Annotated in this window: 22 protein-coding genes; 5 read left to right on the top strand and 17 right to left on the bottom strand. The window is 47.3% G+C overall.

Annotated elements, in window-relative coordinates; all coding sequences use genetic code 11:
* Positions 1-34: 34 nt before the first annotated feature.
* The 3 genes from DYD54_RS01775 to DYD54_RS01765 form a co-directional block, all read right to left on the bottom strand.
* The gene (locus tag DYD54_RS01775; protein ID WP_063513514.1) at positions 35-610 is read right to left on the bottom strand and encodes a DUF4126 domain-containing protein; all 576 of its coding nucleotides are present in this window, start codon (positions 608-610) and stop codon (positions 35-37) included.
* A gap of 118 nt (positions 611-728) precedes the next feature.
* Positions 729-2,075 carry a NarK family nitrate/nitrite MFS transporter gene (locus DYD54_RS01770; RefSeq protein WP_063513513.1) on the bottom strand — a complete coding sequence of 449 codons (1,347 nt, stop codon included), beginning with the start codon at positions 2,073-2,075 and terminating at the stop codon, positions 729-731.
* Between the two features lie 223 nt (positions 2,076-2,298).
* Positions 2,299-3,561 (bottom strand): MFS transporter, encoded by a 1,263-nt coding sequence (locus tag DYD54_RS01765; protein WP_063513512.1) that lies wholly within the window; start codon positions 3,559-3,561, stop codon positions 2,299-2,301.
* Positions 3,562-3,875: 314 nt separating this feature from the next.
* On the opposite strand from DYD54_RS01765, the gene DYD54_RS01760 reads away from it, so the two are divergent.
* A complete protein-coding gene (locus DYD54_RS01760; protein ID WP_063513511.1) occupies positions 3,876-5,891 on the top strand; it encodes a histidine kinase in 2,016 nt (671 codons plus the stop codon).
* A gap of 42 nt (positions 5,892-5,933) precedes the next feature.
* On the top strand, positions 5,934-6,593 hold the full coding sequence (gene narL / locus DYD54_RS01755) for a two-component system response regulator NarL (protein ID WP_046696065.1): 660 nt from the start codon (positions 5,934-5,936) through the stop codon (positions 6,591-6,593).
* A 1-nt stretch (position 6,594) separates the two neighbouring features.
* Here the strand turns inward: narL and DYD54_RS01750 are convergent, their stop codons facing one another.
* Complete coding sequence (locus tag DYD54_RS01750) at positions 6,595-7,419, bottom strand: Crp/Fnr family transcriptional regulator (protein WP_147285061.1); 825 nt, start codon at positions 7,417-7,419, stop codon at positions 6,595-6,597.
* A 158-nt stretch (positions 7,420-7,577) separates the two neighbouring features.
* Between DYD54_RS01750 and can the strand changes: the two genes are divergently transcribed.
* The gene (gene can / locus DYD54_RS01745) at positions 7,578-8,201 is read left to right on the top strand and encodes a carbonate dehydratase (protein ID WP_063513509.1); all 624 of its coding nucleotides are present in this window, start codon (positions 7,578-7,580) and stop codon (positions 8,199-8,201) included.
* A gap of 13 nt (positions 8,202-8,214) precedes the next feature.
* Here can and DYD54_RS01740 read toward each other — a convergent pair whose 3' ends face one another.
* The 10 genes from DYD54_RS01740 to moaA are packed head-to-tail and all read right to left on the bottom strand — an operon-like array spanning position 8,215 to position 14,587.
* Entirely contained in the window at positions 8,215-8,826 is a 612-nt protein-coding gene (locus tag DYD54_RS01740; protein ID WP_063513508.1) for an ATP-binding cassette domain-containing protein, read from the bottom strand.
* Between the two features lie 3 nt (positions 8,827-8,829).
* A complete protein-coding gene (gene modB / locus DYD54_RS01735; protein ID WP_063513507.1) occupies positions 8,830-9,513 on the bottom strand; it encodes a molybdate ABC transporter permease subunit in 684 nt (227 codons plus the stop codon).
* A 25-nt stretch (positions 9,514-9,538) separates the two neighbouring features.
* Positions 9,539-10,300 (bottom strand): molybdate ABC transporter substrate-binding protein, encoded by a 762-nt coding sequence (gene modA, locus DYD54_RS01730; protein ID WP_063513506.1) that lies wholly within the window; start codon positions 10,298-10,300, stop codon positions 9,539-9,541.
* 17 nt (positions 10,301-10,317) lie between these two features.
* Positions 10,318-10,806 carry a molybdenum cofactor biosynthesis protein MoaE gene (locus tag DYD54_RS01725; RefSeq protein WP_063513505.1) on the bottom strand — a complete coding sequence of 163 codons (489 nt, stop codon included), beginning with the start codon at positions 10,804-10,806 and terminating at the stop codon, positions 10,318-10,320.
* Position 10,807: 1 nt separating this feature from the next.
* Positions 10,808-11,077 (bottom strand): MoaD/ThiS family protein, encoded by a 270-nt coding sequence (locus DYD54_RS01720; RefSeq protein ID WP_063513504.1) that lies wholly within the window; start codon positions 11,075-11,077, stop codon positions 10,808-10,810.
* A complete protein-coding gene (gene moaC / locus DYD54_RS01715) occupies positions 11,067-11,540 on the bottom strand; it encodes a cyclic pyranopterin monophosphate synthase MoaC (RefSeq protein WP_063513503.1) in 474 nt (157 codons plus the stop codon). Before moaC ends, DYD54_RS01720 begins: the two co-directional genes overlap by 11 nt.
* A complete protein-coding gene (gene mobA / locus DYD54_RS01710; protein WP_084260726.1) occupies positions 11,537-12,217 on the bottom strand; it encodes a molybdenum cofactor guanylyltransferase in 681 nt (226 codons plus the stop codon). Before mobA ends, moaC begins: the two co-directional genes overlap by 4 nt.
* 15 nt (positions 12,218-12,232) lie before the next feature.
* A complete protein-coding gene (moaB, locus tag DYD54_RS01705) occupies positions 12,233-12,799 on the bottom strand; it encodes a molybdenum cofactor biosynthesis protein B (protein ID WP_063513502.1) in 567 nt (188 codons plus the stop codon).
* A 34-nt stretch (positions 12,800-12,833) separates the two neighbouring features.
* Positions 12,834-13,535, bottom strand: coding sequence for an MOSC domain-containing protein (locus DYD54_RS01700; RefSeq protein ID WP_063513501.1), 702 nt, complete (start codon positions 13,533-13,535; stop codon positions 12,834-12,836).
* A 47-nt stretch (positions 13,536-13,582) separates the two neighbouring features.
* The gene (gene moaA, locus DYD54_RS01695; RefSeq protein ID WP_228703606.1) at positions 13,583-14,587 is read right to left on the bottom strand and encodes a GTP 3',8-cyclase MoaA; all 1,005 of its coding nucleotides are present in this window, start codon (positions 14,585-14,587) and stop codon (positions 13,583-13,585) included.
* Positions 14,588-14,921: 334 nt separating this feature from the next.
* On the opposite strand from moaA, the gene DYD54_RS01690 reads away from it, so the two are divergent.
* Both DYD54_RS01690 and DYD54_RS01685 read left to right on the top strand, forming a co-directional pair.
* Positions 14,922-16,346: an MATE family efflux transporter gene (locus DYD54_RS01690; protein ID WP_256594021.1), complete on the top strand. Its 1,425-nt coding sequence runs from the start codon at positions 14,922-14,924 to the stop codon at positions 16,344-16,346.
* A gap of 125 nt (positions 16,347-16,471) precedes the next feature.
* Positions 16,472-17,914, top strand: a complete 1,443-nt coding sequence (locus DYD54_RS01685; RefSeq protein WP_063513500.1) for a lytic murein transglycosylase — start codon at positions 16,472-16,474, stop codon at positions 17,912-17,914.
* A gap of 90 nt (positions 17,915-18,004) precedes the next feature.
* Here DYD54_RS01685 and DYD54_RS01680 read toward each other — a convergent pair whose 3' ends face one another.
* From DYD54_RS01680 to DYD54_RS01670, 3 genes are all read right to left on the bottom strand, one after another.
* The gene (locus DYD54_RS01680; RefSeq protein WP_226997789.1) at positions 18,005-18,178 is read right to left on the bottom strand and encodes a hypothetical protein; all 174 of its coding nucleotides are present in this window, start codon (positions 18,176-18,178) and stop codon (positions 18,005-18,007) included.
* A gap of 102 nt (positions 18,179-18,280) precedes the next feature.
* Complete coding sequence (murI, locus tag DYD54_RS01675) at positions 18,281-19,144, bottom strand: glutamate racemase (RefSeq protein ID WP_063513499.1); 864 nt, start codon at positions 19,142-19,144, stop codon at positions 18,281-18,283.
* Positions 19,137-19,754 (bottom strand): DUF1285 domain-containing protein, encoded by a 618-nt coding sequence (locus DYD54_RS01670; RefSeq protein ID WP_063513498.1) that lies wholly within the window; start codon positions 19,752-19,754, stop codon positions 19,137-19,139. The genes murI and DYD54_RS01670 overlap by 8 nt, the downstream gene beginning before the upstream one ends.
* Positions 19,755-19,777 lie beyond the last annotated feature (23 nt).

Below are 19,777 nucleotides of genomic sequence, written 5' to 3'. Positions count from 1 at the left end.
CTCGGAAGTGAGCGCTTTTTTAGTTTTGTGATTATTATTTGGTGTCATCCGATAGGCGGTTTTTTAGCTTCATCATCACCCAGATGAATACGATCAACCCAATCACCGCTACAGCCGCTGCTACCACAGGCTCAAAGATGGACAATGCTGACAGTCCAATCGCCGTACCCGTCTCAGCCAGTCCGATGACAGGATTGGCAGTGCCTGCGGTCGTGGCGGTCGATACAGCACGAGTCGCAGCTGATGTGGTTTTAACGGCTGTCGCTGCACCACCACCTGCCACGATGGCAAGCGCCCACGTCACCGCAGGACTTAGGTCGGTCAAGCTAGACGCCATGACGATGGTGCCAGCCACGCCTGCCAGTGGCACAGCGATGGTATCTAGCAGGTTATCCACGACAGGCACAAGGTAGCTTAGCGACTCCACGACGCTCGCCACGCCTAGAATAATCAGCGCGGTCATGCTACCAAGCCACAGCCAATTCTCCCCTAACGGCAAAATCCCAAAATACGCCGCCAAAGACATGGCAAATAACGGCACAAACACACGAAAGCCCGTACTTGCCGCAAGCCCAATACCCAAACAAATGCCCAAAATAATCTCGGTCATACCAGATACCTTATAGATTGAATGACGATATTATAAATCTTTTTAAGATTTGTTTTGTATCTTTAATGCAACAAAAAACAGCCCATGGAGAGCTGTTTTTGACGTCTTTATGGTGCGATTAGCACGGATATTGGGCCCCTTTACGGCTATAATACCACCATGTAACCACAAGGCAAATCACATAAAAGACAATAAGCATGATAAGCGTGCTGTTCGCCCCGAACCAGCCGAACATCTTAGGGATGAAGAACCCACCATAAGCAGCGAACGCCCCTGTAAAGCCGACCACCGCCGCCGATTCTTTTCTGGCGACATTGATAAGGTCGGGCGAGTTTTTGCGTTCGTGCAGGGTGCGAAAGATGACAGGAATCATGCGAAACGTCGAGCCGTTGCCGATACCCGTGGTAATAAATAGCACCATAAAGCACGCAAAATACCCTGCAAAACTACCGCCTGTGCCATCTTTTGGCAAAAAGACAATCACGCCAACGGTCGCTGCCGCCATGACAATGAAGTTAAGAAACGTCACCCTAGCCCCGCCCATCTTGTCAGCGAGCCAACCCCCAACAGGACGGAACATCGCCCCCACTAACGGTCCCAAAAAAGCGACTTTTAGCGGGTCAACATCGGCAAAAGACTGCTTGATAAGCATGGGAAACGCCGCCGAAAAGCCGATGAACGAGCCAAACGTGCCAAGATATAGGATGCACATAACCCAGTTGTGATAGCGTTTGAAAATGACAGACTGGTCTTTAAAAGACGCTTTGGCGGACGATAAGTCATTCATAAAAAACCACGCAAGTATCGCCATCAAAGCGATAAACGGCACCCATACAAAGGCAGCGTTGTGCAGATACAGGGTCTTGCCGTTATCAAGCGTAACACCCGTGCCAATGATTGACAAGCCGATGACCGCAGGCACGACAAACTGCACGGTAGAGACGCCTAAGTTGCCAAGCCCTGCATTTAGCCCCAAAGCCGTGCCTTGCTTGGATTTGGGATAAAAAAACGAGATGTTGGACATACTAGACGAGAAGTTACCACCACCCAATCCGCAAAGCAGGGCGATGATGACAAAGACACTAAATGGCGTATTGGGGTTTTGTAGAGCAAAGCCCATCCACAGCATGGGAACAAGCAGGCTTGCCGTGGACAGAGCCGTCCACCGCCGTCCACCAAACACAGGCACCATAAACGAATAAAAAATCCGCAAAGTCGCCCCTGATAAGGCAGGCAAGGCGGTAAGCCAAAACAGTTGATCTTTGGTAAAATTAAAGCCAGCGTCAGGCATACGCACGACCACCACCGACCAAATCACCCACACCGCAAAGCCTAGCAGTAGAGCAGGAATAGAAATCCATAGGTTGCGACTGGCGGTCTGCTTACCGCCATTTTCCCAAAACTGTTCATCTTCGGGTCGCCAGTCGTGAATCACGCCCCCGCCTTTTAGTTCTTTATTTGTCATATTTCCCCCTTTTGGGAATGATGCGATCTGCAGATCACTCACTTGGATTGATTAAAGTTAAGGATTTTTGATGATTGACATTGTAGACAGATTTGCGCAAAATTTCGCTTATCCTAATGACTGACAAACCCAGCCAACTATGATACTTTGGGGGTAGATGAATTTATTTAGACAATAAAAAAACAGACAACCCATAAAGATTGTCTGCCTATATCAGTCATGCTTATTTTTGGTTTTTCATTTTTAGAATAGCTTGATGACCTTCTTCCATCTTAGGCTTAACTTCCGAGATGTAGATCCAGATCAAGCTCACCCACACCACGCCAAACATGATCATAAACGCTGATGAACGCACGCCTGTAATGTCCACCGCCGCGCCGAACATGATGGGCAAGATGAATCCGCCCAAGCCCCCTGCCAGACCGACCACGCCAGAGACCGCACCCATGTTGTCTTTATATTCGTCCGATAGGTATTTGAACACGGACGCTTTACCGACAGCAAAGGCAATGCCTAACAGGAAAATCAAGACAGTAAAGACAGTAGAATTTAGGCCGATGTTAAAGGCGCGCTCACCATCAACGGTTTGTACGATAAGGCTTGTTTGCGGATAAGACAGAATGAACAAGAACAAGAATGACGCCCACAGTACCCACCATGTTACAGTATGGGCTGAGTATTTGTCCGACAGCCAGCCACCCAGCGCCCGCAGTACGCCACCAGGCAAACTAAAGCACGCTGCTAGGAATGCCGCTGTTTGAAGTGTAAATCCATACTCATTGACATAGTATTTGGTCATCCACAGAGCAAGGGCGACATAACCACCGAACACGATAGAATAGTACTGACTATAACGCCATACGTTCGGGTCTTTTAGCACCGCCAATTGGCTAGCTACGCTGACATTGCTTGCGGTGTGGTGTTCTTTTTTGTCAAATGATAAGAACCAAAAACCAATGGCAGTGACCAGCATGATGCCTGCATAGACTTTTGGTAAGAACTGCCAGCCACCATACGCGATGATCGCAGGGCCTACCATCTTAGTCAGTGCTGAACCTGCATTACCCGCACCAAACACACCCATGGCAAAGCCTTGACGCTCCTGCTTGAACCATTTGGCGACATAAGCGATACCCACCGAGAACGAACCGCCTGCCAGACCTGCAAACAGACCCAAGATCAAAAACTGCCAATACTGCGTGGCGTAACTCATCAAGAAAATCGGCACAACGGTCGCCATCATCAGCACAAAAAACACAATGCGTCCGCCGTATTTATCCGTCATCATGCCCAGCGGCAGACGAATGAGAGAGCCTGTCAATACTGGTGTCGCCGCCAGCAGACCGAATTCAGTTTCATTTAATCCAAGCGCTTCTTGGATGGGAATCCCCAGGACCGCAAACATCATCCAAATCATAAAGCATACAGTAAATGCGATCGTGGACGACGCCAGCACGAGATTTTGTTTGGTTGCTTCTGTTGCCATCATCTTCTCCTTATCAGAAGGTTGGCGTTATTAAGATTAAGAAAATTATTGCCAAAGCCTTACAAACTTTGCACATTTATTAGTCTTATGATAAAAAATATTTATTCTAAAAAAATTGATTCTAATCAATTTTTCCTTTGGTTATTTTTTGTTATGATGCATGCTTAATACTTTAGTGGTATGGAAAAAAATACGGAATTATATTATAAAAACACCATATTTTTCATGGATTTAAAAGATGAATTCTGGCAGGATTTTTGGAATAATTGCTAAAAATCAACACCAATTCATCATGGCAATTCTTTAGGGGTATCATGGCGAATAATGACACGATGAGCGGTATCTTGAAGCGATTTGATGTTCATCATTCCTTTGTCAAGCGTGCGTGGACGATGGTGATGTTTATTACGCTGATCATCGCAATCTTAGGCGCGATGAGTTTTTCTTTATCTAAAGTCGCCAAGATGGACGCCCAAGCCATCAACCAAGCCGGTGCCATTCGCATGGCAACCTACCGCATCAGTCACGCCCTAAGCATCGATGCCAAAGGCACACCCATTGACATTCAGGCATTGAACGAAGACATGCTGATGCGCCTGTCACAGCTGCGCAATTACCAATCCCTAGCCGGCAACCAACACGACAACATCGATCAATCCTTAATAAAAATAGAAAATCTATGGCATGACAATCTACAACCACGCCTGCTATCAGAAGATAATATCGGCTTTTATGAATCGTCGCTGGCTTATCTGACCGAAGTTAATAACTTCGTGCTAGACATTCAAAAACGCAGCGAAGTGCGTAGCCAGCAGCAGCAATACCTGCACATCGGTACGCTACTGCTGATCTTGACCGCCATGATCATCGGCATGCACGAGCTAAATAAAAACGCCCTAATCCCCCTAAAACGACTCACCGAGGCCACCAACTCCTACAAGCAAGGCAGTCTAAAGCTTGCCAGTAGCAATCTGTCAGTCAAGGGCTACCGAGAAATCAATCAGCTCTCCGATGCGATGAGTGCGATGCTTGGCACTATTAACACGCATCAAAGCCAATTAAAAAGCGAGGTTCGCCGCACTACCGCACATCTTACGCAGGCCAATCAGGCGATCTATGCGCTGTATAACTTCGCTCAAAAAATCGTCACAGGCAACCTATCTAGCCTACAACTTCAATCTCTAGTTAAAGAATTCTCCACTCTGCTCCCCAACAGCGAGATGTCATTATGCCTACACGAAGAAGACAATCAGAACAACATCATCCTATCGCTGTCGGATAAAGAGATTCCTGAGTTTTGTACTCCTGAGGATTGCGATGAATGCCAATTAAAAGCGAACAACAACACACGCATCATCCCTATCGAAGCATCGGGCAGACGCTGGGGTGAGCTGCTCGTCAATAACGCCAAAGAAAGCCAACTAAAAATCGATGTGGTGAATCTGGACGACAATCAATTCTTACCTCAAGAAGATTTATTGATTGCACTGGCCAACTTGGTTGCGCTGGCACTCGTCTCAAAAGAAAAGAAGAAACAAGAACAAGAGCTGATACTGTCAGAAGAACGCAACACCCTAGCGCGTGAACTGCACGACTCCATCGCTCAATCATTATCATATCTAAAGATACAGCTAAGCATGCTAAAAACACTCATGCAGCAAAGCCAAAACTCGCTCGATGATGAGACTCGTGCCCTTCTATCAGAATCACATGCCAAACAGGCTCAGCTACTCACTCAGATGACCGAAGGGCTAAATGCCGCCTATGGACAGCTGCGCGATCTATTGACCACATTCCGCCTGCGCATCGATGGCGGGGATTTTAATGAGATCCTGTCTGCGACGATGGATGAATTTGCCCAAAAAGGCGGATTCAGCACCGCGTTTGACAATCGGATTCTGACCGTGCATCTGTCCGCTTCAGAGCAGATTGACCTACTACAGATCATGCGCGAGGCACTCTCCAACATCCTAAAACACGCCAAGGCCAGTCACGTAAGCCTAGCACTATACCAAGACAGCGCCAGCCAAGATGTCGTCATGATAATCAAAGACGATGGCATCGGCATCGAACAAAGCGACAAACAAAAACAAGGGCATTACGGGCTTAGTACCATGGGTGAGCGCGCCGTAAACCTTGGCGGCATGATTAATATCTCTAACGCCGTACCGCACGGCACACAAGTCTCGGTACGATTCATGCCGCAGTTTTTCTTAAAACAATCCAAATCACCACGCCAAGAACCCAAACTAAACAGCTGGAGCGATGACGAAATCAACACCCTAACTCAGGCACTCGATGACGAATTAAATCATCAAGTGACCAATTAAATTAATAAAGCCAATATTGCAATATCAGCCAAAAGGTAACTCATGAGTCAAAAGATATACACCGCCGAAAATCCCGCCAAACTACTGCTCGTCGATGATCATCCGATGCTAAGACGCGGACTGTCTGATTTACTAAATCTAGAGATTGACGTTAGTGTCATAGGACAAGCCAATCATGGTGGTGAAGCGCTTGACTTCTTAGCCCAGCACGATGTCAATCTTATCGTATTAGATCACAACATGCCCATCATGAATGGCATTGAGACACTAAAAGCCGTGCGCGAACGCGAGATTGACGTAAAGGTGCTATTATTCACAGTGTCAGACAATCTAAAAGATGTGCAAGACGCGCTAGAGCTGGGTGCTGATGGCTATCTATTAAAGGACATGGAGCCAGAGGAAATCATCGGCAATATTCGCCGAATCCTGCGCGGTGAGCTGGTGATCAGCCCTGCACTTGCGCCCATTCTAGCGGCTGCCATGCGAAAGCCCAATCAATCAGAAGCCACGCTAGACCTTACCGACAGAGAATTACAAGTGCTTCACATGATCAAAGACGGCATGAGCAATAAGATGATCGGTAATAAGCTAGGCATTGCCGAATCCACCGTCAAAGTACACGTTAAGCACATATTGGCAAAAATCGGACTTCGCACGCGCGTGGAAGCTGCCGTGTGGGCGGTTAATCATTTACCAAGCTAGCTTATTCGCTAACAAGAGCCAGCAGCCCTTCGATGTCGATGATTTGATAGGTAGCGCCTTCTTTTTTGATGAGGTTTGCTGCCATCATTTCTTTTAAGGTGCGCGATAAAGTCTCTGGGCGCAGACCAATTTGTCCCGCCAATTGCTTTTGGGTGCATAGCATCTTAAAAGGCTTATCAATCGGATAATGCGTGATAAAATAATAGCTCAGCTTAGATTTTGCCTGCACGAAAGCCAGCAAATCACTGCTGACAATGTGACGATGCAGTCGCTTGCTGATGCATTCGCAGAACCATTTTAACAGCCCGCCAAGCTCAAACTCATCAAGCGTCTTAAAATAACTCTCCACACACAGGCTTGCCACGAGTGACGTACCGCGACTGGTGGCAGTGAGCTGATGGATACCGCCTTTGGTGCTAAGCAGCGCCGAATGCTTAGCAGCGATGGTTTCTTTGTTTTGAAGTGCAGATAAGTCTTCACGATCGGTCTTTTGCCAATCCCAAAGCACGCTTTCGTTAATAAGTCCGATGCTGTCATACTGCGCGATGAGCGATTCTTGGCCGCTGGGCAGCTGCCGATGACAATCCACTCGCCCATCCAATAAAAAATATAAATTCACCACAGGGCTATGCTGCAAGAACACGATCTCACCTTTGGTGTATTCGTGGATAGACACCATCGACAATAGGGATTTTTTGATATCGATGCCCTGCTGGGTATTTGGCAGCAGCGCAAAGATGGGATGGCTTTCTAGCGCCAATAGATGCGCCTGATGAGATATGTCGTTTAATTTCATGCTGTTATTGGTATGGCTATTTTGTGCCATCTTAGCCAAATCATCCCAAAAACCACATTCCCCAAAAGTGCTGATCCCCACACCGAAACTACCCCCTTTGGCTAAGCCATCCTGCCTGTATTTGGTATGGTAGATTTGGGCGGGTGTGCTATTTTAAAGTCATAATTTGACTTTATTTGGCATTCATCATGTTATCCGACCTATTAGAATCCAACCGTTTCTGGGCAGAGAGTCTGTCTGCCCGAGACCCTGATTATTTTCCACGCCTTGCCCGCCAGCAGTCGCCCAAGTATTTTTGGATTGGCTGTTCTGACAGTCGTGTGCCTGCCAATGAAGTGGTGGGACTGATGCCAGGGGAGCTGTTTGTCCATCGCAACGTGGCGAACATGGTCGTCGCCACCGACATGAATCTACTATCCGCCCTACAATATGCGGTGGATATGCTAAAGGTTGAACACATCATCGTCTGTGGGCATTATGGCTGCGGTGGGGTGCGGTCGGCACTGTCGCACCAAGAGTTTGGGCTGATTGACAATTGGCTACGCTCACTCAAAGGCATTCATTATCAGTATTTGGATAAATTTACCAATCTCACCCTTGATGAGCAGACTGACCTGCTCTGTGAGCTCAATGTCAAACGCCAAGTTACCAACGTCTGCCACACCACCATCGTCCAAAACGCATGGCACAGGGGACAAAAATTGTCCATTCACGGCTGGATTTATGGGCTTGAAGATGGGCTGATTCACGACCTAAAGGTCAGCGTCAATGGCTTTGATAAACTGGCAGATGCGTTTGTGTATGAGATGTAATTGACCAAAAATTTTATAAATAAAGCAACTCATCTGTCAATCGCTCAATCTCGCTTTTGTCGTGGCTAACGTACAGCATAGGGATTGCCAGCGTATCACGAATATGTTCAAAAAACGGCAAAATCTCATCCTTATGCTCACGGTCTAAGGCGGATAATGGCTCATCGAGTAACAGGAGCTTTGGCGAGTATAGCAATGCACGCCCCAAGGCGACACGTTGTTTTTCACCCCCTGATAGGTTTTTTGGGTGGCGGTGGGTTAGGGTATCAAGTTTTAGTAATTCAATAATCTCATCAGGGCTAAATCGCCTATCACTTGGCGTGATGTTGTTGTAGCCAAACAGCAGATTATCCATGACCGATTTATGCGGAAACAGCTGGGCGTCTTGAAAGACAAGCCCCACACGCCGACTTTGGGGTGACAGATTGGTCTTATCATTAAACCACACCTGCCCATCAATGATAATATATCCCTCTGTGGGCGTGATAATCCCTGCCAAAGCGTGCAAAATGCTACTTTTGCCCGCTCCCGACCGTCCAAAAATGCCCACCACAGGGGAGGATTTGACAAGGTGGGCATCAAGCGTTTTTTTGCCAAGACTTAGGCGAAATTGACAATGAAACATGGCTTATCCTTGTAATTTGGCGGACTGATGGCGGGTATACCACTGCGAAAACCACAACGCACAAAACGCCACCGCCACCGACATAATCAAAAGTCGCATGATGGCATGGTCGCTATCGGCTTGTTGGAGTAGGCTATAAATGGCAAGGGGCAACGTGCGAGTCTCGCCTGCCACATTGCCCACAAAGGTGATGGTCGCCCCAAATTCGCCAAGACTGCGACAAAATGACAGTATTGCCCCCACCAAAATCCCACCCCACGCAAGGGGCAACGTTATCCCAAAAAATACCGCCATATCAGACGCCCCAAGCGTGCGAGCGGTCATTTCAAGTCGCTCATCCACCATCTGCATGGCAAGGCGTACCGACTGCACCATAAGCGGAAAGCCCATCACCGCACTTGCCAGCACCGCCCCTTTCCAATTAAAAGCAAATTCTAGCCCCAAAGCTGATAGGTGCTTACCAATCAGCCCTTGATTACCAAATACAGCAAGCAAAAGATACCCTGGCACGACAGGGGGCAACACAAGGGGCAAAAAAATTACCGTCTCAACAAGCGACTTGCCCCAAAATTCCTTACGAGCAAGCCAATAGCCCACCAATACGGCAGGCACGATGTTGATAAGCAAACAACAAAAAGCAACCTTGAATGATAAGGTTAAAATGGCGATTTCATCAGGGGTTAGCATGGATAATGGCGGTTAATCAAAGGCTCTATTCTACCACACCAAAGCCGTATTTTTGATACACCGTTTTGGCGGTGGGGCTTTGTAGGTAATCATAAAAAGCATAAGCGTTAGCACTTTGGGAGAGTTGTACCACAGGATAGACGATGGGGGCGTGGTCGGTCGTGGCAAATTCGCCAGCAATGTCCACATCATCGCTCATCTTGGCATCGGTGGCATAGACAATCCCAAGCATGCATTCGCCCCGAGCGACAAAGTTTAGGGCGGTGCGTACATCCGATGTCTCCACCAATCTGCCTTGTATGCCTTGCCACCAGTTTTTGGCGATTAGGGCTTGCTTGGCGTATTTGCCCACAGGCACGCTGTCGGTCTGCCCTGTGCAGAGCTTGCCATCAAACTGCCCACCCAATGTCTGTGCAGTCATGTCAATTGTGATGGGCGTATTTTTGGGATAGATAAGCACAAGGCGGTTGTTTAGGAGTGGTGTGCTTGCTTGTGCTTTGTCGGCTTTAACAAGATATTCCGCCCAGTCCATGTCTGCTGATACAAAGACATCTGCCCTTGCCCCCTGCTCAATCTGCTTGGCTAAGGTTGATGACCCTGCATAAGAGACGTTGACTTTGACGTGATGGGTGGCTTCATAGTCTTTGATAAGCTCATTCATCACATCGCTCACGCTAGCGGCGGCGTAGAGTGTGATGGTATTGGTCGGGGCAGGCGTGGCATGTTTGTCGTCATGGCAAGCTGTCAAAAATAGCACACCACACGCCATTAGGCTAAATTTTGTCATATTCACCCCAACTACCCCTAACCATTATTAGACAACCACAAACTGCTGTCGTCATCATAAAATTCCTGCTTCCACACAGGAATGTCGGCTTTGATGGCGTTCAGTAACCATTCACAAGCGTGAAAAGCAGGCGTGCGATGAGACGCACACACCCCAATCCACACCGCCATATCGCCAATGCCAAGCTCGCCAATGCGATGAATGGCGACTGCGTGTGTGATGTCAAATTTGGCTTTGGCTTCACGGATGAGCTTCGCTCCGTGGTTGATGGCAAGCTGTTCATAGCCATAATAAGTCAGACGGCTCACCGCTCGATTATTATTATGGTTACGCACCCACCCTTCAAACGTGACGAGCGCCCCTGCCGTGTCGTTTAGTAGATACGATTTTAACAATCTATCATCAATGGGGCAATCCGACAAAGCAAAACCGTCCACTCGGGCAAGCTCATAGGCTTCATCCTTGGGCAGGCTTGTGATTAACGCATTATCATGAACCGTTTTCATATCAGCCCCCTGCCACAGGCGGAATGAAGGCAATTGTATCGCCCGATGACACGCCATCGCCCCAACTGCCAAACTCGTGATTGATGGCAACTGCTACCTTGTCTTGGGGCAAATCAAAGCCGTATTTGGTGGACAATTTGGCATAAATTACCGTCAAGTCATCACTATCAGTCTGCACAGTCTCGCTATCCTTACCTGCCTGCTCGGCAAGGCTGGCAAAGTACAGCACGGTAAGGCTTATCGTATCAAATGGTTGATTGTTATTTGTCATAATCGGATTTTCCCCCTGTTTTTTGGATAAGATGAATATCAGTTATCGTGATGTCGTGGCTGATTGCCTTGGTCATGTCATAGATGGTAAGGCACGCCACCGACACGGCGGTCAGGGCTTCCATTTCAACGCCTGTCTTATGGGTAACTTTGGCGGTCGCCCCCACCACGATGGCACACTCATCATCGGCATAACGAAAGCTCATCTTGATGGTGTCAAGGGGCAAGGCGTGGCATAAGGGTATCAGCTCATGCGTTTTTTTGCCTGCCATAATCCCTGCGATGTGGGCGGTTTGAATGATACTGCCCTTTTTGGTCATGCCGTCTGTGTCTTTGATGTGGCGGTACACGTCAGGGGCGAACACCACCTTGCCCTGTGCACTCGCGGTGCGTGCGGTGGCGATTTTGTCGCCCACGTCTACCATGGTGATGTTGCCGTCTTTGTCTAAATGGGTAAGATTCATGATTGCTCTTTTTGTGGGTTGTTTTGAAAATACGACAATGCCAATTTAAATTCATCGGGCGTATTAAAATTGGCAAGATTTCGCCAATCTGTTGGCATGGATATTTGGCAAATATCTTTATCCTTTAAAAATTTCATCACAGACCGCTCGCCCTTATCCAAATATATTTTTAATTCATCATATAAAGACAACGAATAACGGCCTAATAACGGATAATCTTTATCGCCCGATACGTCTTTTAAACATGCTCCATGATGATTTTTTAAATTAGCCTTTTTTAATAAATTAAAAATCTCACCAACATCAATCAAATTATCACAGCTAATCACCATCAAAAATTTATCGGATAAATGATTGTCCGTTGTTTTATCTTGATTAACAAAATGAGTTTGACAATAATGAAAAGCCGATAAAAGACACGATAACGCCCCTGCATTTTTGATATAGTCATCAATGATAACAACAGATGAATTGATTGAATTGGTATTGTTTGAAAAACACTTATCCAAAAACCCTTTATCATTATCGCCAAGCAATATCGGCAGATTTAACATATTGGCATTATTGATGTGAAAATTAAGCAATGTCTGATGATTTGGCAAAGGTAATAATGCCTTGGGCGAACCCATACGGCGAGAATTGCCCCCTGCCAAAATCAATAGACCAATCACGCTCATGTCTTTGCCCATCGCTTAGCCGTGCGTGGGATTTTGACGCATAAGATGTGGCACAAAGTTGCATGGGCGTGTGCGGTTATCAAGCTGTTCTAACAAAATGCCTTCCCAGCCCGTACGGCACGCCCCTGTCGAACCCGGCAAGCAAAAAATCGCCGTGCTGTTCGCCATACCTGCCACCGCCCGAGATTGCAAGGTGGACATACCGATGTCATCTTTGGAGAGTAGGCGAAACATCTCGCCAAAGCCTGCCACTTCTTTGTCAAACAGCACCGACACCGCCTCTGGCATATTGTCCCGATGATAAAAGCCCGTACCGCCCGTGCTGATGACGGCATGAACATTGGGGTCAGCAATCCACGCACTCATCACGGCACGGATTTGATAGATGTCATCTGTAGTGAGCTTGCGGTCAATGAGCGTATGCCCTGCTTTGACGATACTGTCTGCCAGATACTGCCCTGATGTGTCTTCGTCCAGCGTGCGAGTGTCCGAGACGGTCAGCACGGCGATGTTTAGCGGGATAAATGGCTTGTCCGCTTTTGGTGGAGCGATGTGATTGGGGTTATTGCAAAGCTTGCACATAGGATTACCCTTTTAAATTAAAATAAATAAAATATCAATGAGCTTTACGTTTGTTGTGGATTTTCTTTTTCCAGCTGATTTCTAGACAGTCAATACCAAGCCATTTATCCGCCATCTGTGCCTCAATGCCAGATTTTTGGTTAATCAATGACCACAGCGCCGTCAAATTAGCAAACGGATAAGGGCGGTCAATAAGATAAACAGGCATGCCCGCATGAAGCACCCCTGTTCGCACCACCTGATAATACCACCCTGCAATGCCCTCTCGTGCCACGAAATAGGACACGCCTGCGTTGCCAAGCTTGTCATTAATCTTATAGCAGGGGCGACGTGGCTGTATCAGACGCACCTGTACGCTATCATCGCCCTCGCCAAACTGATAAATGTCGCCAATGCAGACATTATCCTCGCACATCGGTTCGCCTGATGTCATCACGGTTAGGTTCTCGCCCAATGAGCCGATGGGTGCGTTTAAATTAAATTCTTGATTGATGGCGTCATAGGTCGTGATGGGCATTTGATGCAGGGCTTTTAGATGTCCGCCATGAAATTTATGTTCTGCCTGCTCATCCTCGGACAGACCCAGCAGATTTACCGTCATGCTACCGTCAATCGCTATTTTGTTAATGGCACTCACGCCACGCACGAACGGCTCTACCTTGCCTGCTCGTACATCGGTTAATGTGCCAACAAGTCTAGGCAAATCATCTGCTTGTGTGATTGTCTCTGCGGTCATGATTGAACACCTTTACATTAAAAGCCATATCATATCATAAGATATAACTAACCACCCACCAGCGATAAATTATTCATCATACCGCTATGACTATCTAAATAATGGTGTTCAGGCTTGATTGGCATTAAGCCTTTTAGTGCTGTCATTAGCCCTTTTTTATCTTGTGTGGCAAGATAAGGGCGAATGTCATAATTTTGAGAATCAAATAAGCACAAATGCACTTTGCCAAGACTGCTGACTCTTAAGCGATTGCAACTATCACAAAAGTTTTTGGCATACGGCTCAATAATGCCAATACTGCCTATATAATCAGGGTGGATGTATTCAATGGCAGGTCCATCGTCTTGGGCTTTAGTTTTGGGTTGCCAGCCATGTGTAACAAGGTAGTCTTTGATAAACTGGGCGGTTTGATTTTGAGCAAAAAACAAATCGGCATTATCACTGGTTTGCATAAATTCAATAAAGCGATAAGTAACAGGACGCTCTTTGACAAAATCAAGGGCGGATAATAAATTATCATAAGCGGTATCGTGCATTAAAATACCGTTCATTTTCAATTTAATGTCGGTCGTTTGTAATAATTTATCCACGTCATTTAAGAGCGTAGGCAATATATCAAAGCCTGTGATTTTTTTGAATACGTCTTTATCAAAACTGTCAATGCTAAGATTTAATTGATTAAGCCCAGCGTTTTGCCAAGATGATAGGTGTTTGGCAAGTTTGTAGCCGTTTGATGAGATGGCGATTTTGGCAATGCCATGCTGTTTGGCAAGGGCGATGATGTCCGCCAAATCACGGCGAACGGATGGCTCTCCGCCTGTCAGACGTACTTTTTTTGTACCAAGACTGACAAAGCCGTTAAAAAGCGTGTCAATCTCGGCAAGTGTCAGCTCGTCATCAACTCGTTTGCCTTGATAGCCGTTCGGCAAGCAGTAATCACAGCGAAAGTTACAAAAGTCGGTAACCGATAGGCGTAGGTAGGTCAGCTGTCTGTTAAATCCGTCCACAAGTGGGGTGGGGGTAAGTTGGGTGTGTGAGCCTTGCCCGCCCATGTCAGCGAAGAGGGCTTTGGCGTGGAAGGTGGGGACGGACGTTTTCATGTTAATCGGCTGGGCGTTGCCTCGGCTATGGGTGTAATCTAAGTCTAACAAAACAAACAGCAATCGTCATCCATCTAATAGGGCGCGGCATACTACTTTAGAAGTATAAATTGACAATAATCAATCCGAATTTTTTCTTTATTCGCGTCCGTTGTGTTAGTGCTCACATTTAAGGTGGATATACTGTCCTGTTTTTGTATTTATTTATCATAGATTCGATTGGGCTTTACGTGGACTTTTTGAGCGATTTTCTTTATACTACACACCAACGAATTTCATCTGTTTTTTGATCTGCATTGGCGAAATTCACCCCATTCATCACATTCGGCTCATCATGCTAGACGTCACTGCCTATTCTATCAACACCTACAAAAAAGAACTAAAAACCCTCATCGCGCTCGCCCTGCCCATGCTGCTGGCTCAGGTTGCCCAAGTCGGCACGAGTTTCGTCGATACCGTCATGGCAGGTGGTGCAGGCAAGGGAGACTTAGCAGCGGTAGCGCTGGGCAGCAGCCTGTTCATTACTGTCTATGTGACCTTGATGGGCGTGATGAGCGCGCTTAACCCCATGATCGCTCAGCAGCACGGCGCCAAAGCCACTCATGAGATTGGTGAGATGGGACGTCAAGGTCTGTGGTATGGGCTACTGATGGGCATCATTGGGATGCTGGCGATGTGGGTAGCGATCGCGCCATTTAAGGCGTTTTTTGATTTAAGCCAAGAGACGCTTGCCATTACCGAGAGCTATATTTGGTTTATTGGGCTTGCCATGCCTGCCGCCATGGTGCATCGTGCGCTACATGCTTATGCATCTAGTCTTAATCGCCCTCGTGCAATCATGATCGTCAGCTGGATTTGCTTTGCGCTTAACATTCCTTTGAATTGGATTTTTGTGTATGGTAAATTTGGCATGCCTGCGCTTGGCGGTGCTGGCTGCGGCTTGGCGACTGCGGTCGTATTTTGGGTGAATGCCATCGTTTTGGCTATTTATATCGCCAAAGACGTGTATTTTAAGCCGTTTGGTCTAACAGATAAAATCACCGCGCCCAACCTAAAAACCTTCATCGAGATTACCCGCCTAGGCGCACCAATTGGTTTGTCTTTTTTTATTGAAGTTAGCTTATTTACCTGCATCATGTTCTTGGTGGCGCGTCTTAGTGGCGATACGGAGAACTATGTCGCTGCCCAGCAGATCGTGATTAGCCTGACCAGTCTTATCTTTATGCTGCCTCAGAGCATGGGCATCGCCTCGACCGTACGCACCGGCTACTATCTAGGGCAACAAAAACCAAAACGCGCACGCTACGTCTCAGGTGTCGCCATCTCATCTGCCATCGTTGTCTCATTCGTCACGGCGGCGTTTTTGATTGTTCTGCGTTATCCATTGGCGGACATGTATACCGACGATCTGACGGTGATTGGTATCGCTGCGACCGTGATTTTATTCGCTGCGGCATTCCAGCTGGTCGATGCCATTCAATGCGTGGCAAGCTATGCCCTGCGCGGCTACAAGGTCACAAACGTTCCGATGGTGATTCATCTCATCGCATTCTGGGGCTGTGGCCTGATTCCAGGGTATTTTTTGGCATTTCATTATGACATGGGCATCTATGGATTCTGGATGGCGCTTGTGATTTCTCTGGCGGTGGCGGCGGTTTTCTTGTTGTGGTATCTTGAACGCCACAGCCAAAAAATCGCACAAAATCTCTAAACAAGCTCAAAAATCAGCCGATACCTTACTCAAATCTTGCCCATCGGTTGATTTTATCAATTTTACTTTTTTAATGGGCAAAAATTTTGTACTTTATAGCTACTTTTGCCATTTTTAGGACAATTATGAAAACCTTAACCAAAATCAGCCTTACCTTAGCAAGCATCGGCGCATTCTCGAGCGTGCAGGCCAATGATCTGCCTTATCTGTCAAATGCACAGTTCCAGCAGTGCCTAGATAATCTAAAGCATTCATCTGCCTTTCGCAGCATCTCTAGCAGCACCTTTGAGATGTATCGACCTAGCGAACCTGACCCAAGCGTTATCCGCTCACTAAACTATCAACCCGAATTTAAAAAAGACCCGTGGGATTATCACGCATCACTTGTTGACAGTGAGCGTGTGGCAGATGGTCTGGCAGCTCGTGCTGAGCAGGCCGACGTGCTGCGACGCATCGAGTCGCGCTATGGTGTGAAGCCTGAACACGTGCTTGGCGTGTGGGGCGTTGAGAGTAATTTTGGTCAGACCTTAGGTGGCAAGAACCTATTTACCAGCCTAGCGACGTTGTCTTGCTTTGATCGTCGTCAGAGCTATTTTCGCGGTGAATTTGCCAGCGCACTCAAAATCGTCCAAAACGGCGACATCCGCCCATCTGACATGACAGGTTCATGGGCAGGTGCATTCGGACAGACGCAGTTCATGCCGAGCACCTTTTTGGAATTGGCGGTGGATTTTGACGGCGATGGACGTAAGGACTTGGTGAATTCTAAGGCAGACGCGCTTGCCAGTACCGCCAATTTCCTAACCAAACGTGGCTACCGTACAGGCGAGCCATGGGGCTATGAAGTCCGCCTAAACGGCTACACAGGTTCAAGCGGACGCACTGCCAAAAAATCCATCAGCCACTGGCAGAATCAAGGCATCACCCTACCAGATGGTCGCCCATTACCGAATAACATGGCATCGGCAGGACTGCTACTGCCTGCAGGTCGCCAAGGTCCTGCGTTCTTGGTTGGTAAGAACTTCGATACCTTCTATTCTTATAACGCATCAGAGAGCTATGCACTTGCCATCGCTCATCTATCGACGTTGATTGAGAATTCTGATACGAATACCAATTTTGTCACCCCTTGGCCAACTGACGATCCTGGCATCAGCCGCCGTGAAGCCAAAGAAATTCAGCAAGCACTGCTAAATGCAGGCTACGACATCGGTAAAGTCGATGGCATCATTGGCGATAATACACGCCGCGCCATCATGGATTATCAAAGACAAGCGGGTGTTAGTCCAGATGGTCGCGCAGGTCAAAAATTCCATCGCTTAATCACAAGCCGCGTCAGCACTAACCCTAACTCAGCTCAAGTCAATCCAGTCGCCCAGCCTGCTCAAGTAGTACGCCCTGTCGTACAACAAGCACCATCGGTCGCGCCTGCACAAGCTCAGCCGCGTCCAGCTCAGCCGACTTATGCGCCGGTACGCACCATTCAAGTACCAGCTCAGACGGTTGCACCTAAGACGTATCGCCGTGTGTTGAATGCTGATGGCACCATTTCATTAGTACCAAACTAATCTAAAAAACAGACAAAAGCCCAATCACTACGATTGGGCTTTTTATATCGAATTTAGAATTATGCACTCATTGCATCAGACGGTAAGCCATCACTCCTCTTCTTGGTCGTCGTCCCATTTAGCATAGGATTTCGATGGGTCAATGCCTTGTGATTTTAGGTAGGCCACTTGCTCTTCTAGCGTGCGGTTTTTTTCAGCTTCGTGCATGCTGTCTTGCAGCTCATCGAATTTCTTGATTTGTTCATTTAGCTTTGATTCTGACATGGTCATCTCCTTTTTGGTTGTTTTGGTCTGATACCATTAGACCAAATTTTGAACGCTTTGACAATGCCAATCCATGCATATTTACATTTTTCTACATTTGGCTTACAGCACATCATCAGCCAACGGCAAAAAATCATAACCTACGAATTTCACCTGATCATCAATCAGACCACCCACGGTTCTGGCCAGCTGCTCATCGAAATGACTGGCGTACAAAGTCAGCGGTAGATTCTTGGGTGAACTGGCACTAATCTGATAAGCACTCAGCAGCGATTTGACACGCTGGGCGATGGCAGCGCCCGAATCAATCAGATGCATGCTAAGGTTATTTTTGTCGATATAGGCTTGTAAAAACTCTCGAAAAAATGGATAGTGCGTACATCCTAGCACCACCACATCCACACCATTAGCTGACCACAGGCGCATCTGCTCGATGAGTAGGTCTGCCACATGGCTGTCGATGGGCATGCCGCCTTCCACCCATGGCACGAGCATCGGTTCGAAGTGTTTTTGTACCGTGATGCCATTGGGGGTCGCCACTTCATCGATAACGTCATTAAGCAGATGCCCCGACAATGTGGCGCGCGTCGCCAGTACAGCGATTTTGTTTGTTTGGGTCTTGGCGCATGCAGGCTTCACAGCAGGCACCAGACCTACGATGGGCACACTGCATCGCTTTCTGATGGTGGGCAGTGCGTTCGCTGATGCGCTGTTGCACGCGATGACGATGAGCTTACAGCCGCGTTTACATAGTCTTGCCACTGCTTGCAAGGTTAGCAATAGAATCTCATCGGCAGACTTATTGCCATACGGGACATTTGCTGTATCAGCATAATAGATGAACCTCTCATTAGGCAGTAGCGCCTTTAGATGTCGATAGACCGACAGCCCGCCAACCCCTGAATCAAACATGCCAATCGGCGCATTCTCTGGATCATTAACATAATCAGGATGCTGATTAATCATGGCTCACCTCAGTTACCACACGGTGTGTGCGTCCACCGCTTGTGAGCGTAAGCATCGTCCGACCACCCTCTTCGGACAGCTCGCCCATCTGTATGAGGTGATAGAGCACATTAGCGCCCACGCGTGCCGTCAACTGATGGCGTGTGTCAATGTACAAACGATCTTCTGCTTTGCCATCTTTGATAAATTCTTTAAAATACAATGGACTATCATTAAGAATAATCTTATCGCCGTTGGTCGTGCCAAATTCAATCCACGTCACGCCATCTTGCTCGATTTGATCTACGGTGTTGATCAGTAGCGGCGCGTCGAACACCTTAATCTGATACATGTCACTGGACGTCTTCAAAAAATAACACTTCACACCATCATCACCCACCTGACCCCACAGTACGCTGGCAAATAAATCAACCAATGACTGACGAGTCATCTTATCGCCTTCATGATACCATTCTGCATTATCCGCGATAAAAATATCAAAGTCGTGAATGCGCGTGGGTGACCATTTCTCAAGCGGGGGAATTTTGCGGTTATTTTGGGGTGATGAATGACTAAGAATGTCCTGCAAGACATTGTTTTTATTATTAATTTGTGTATTATTATCTGTCATTATATCACCTGAATCATTAGGCT

This window comes from Moraxella ovis (genome assembly GCF_900453105.1).
GTDB lineage: Bacteria > Pseudomonadota > Gammaproteobacteria > Pseudomonadales > Moraxellaceae > Moraxella > Moraxella ovis.
This window is presented reverse-complemented; position numbering and strand designations above follow the sequence as displayed.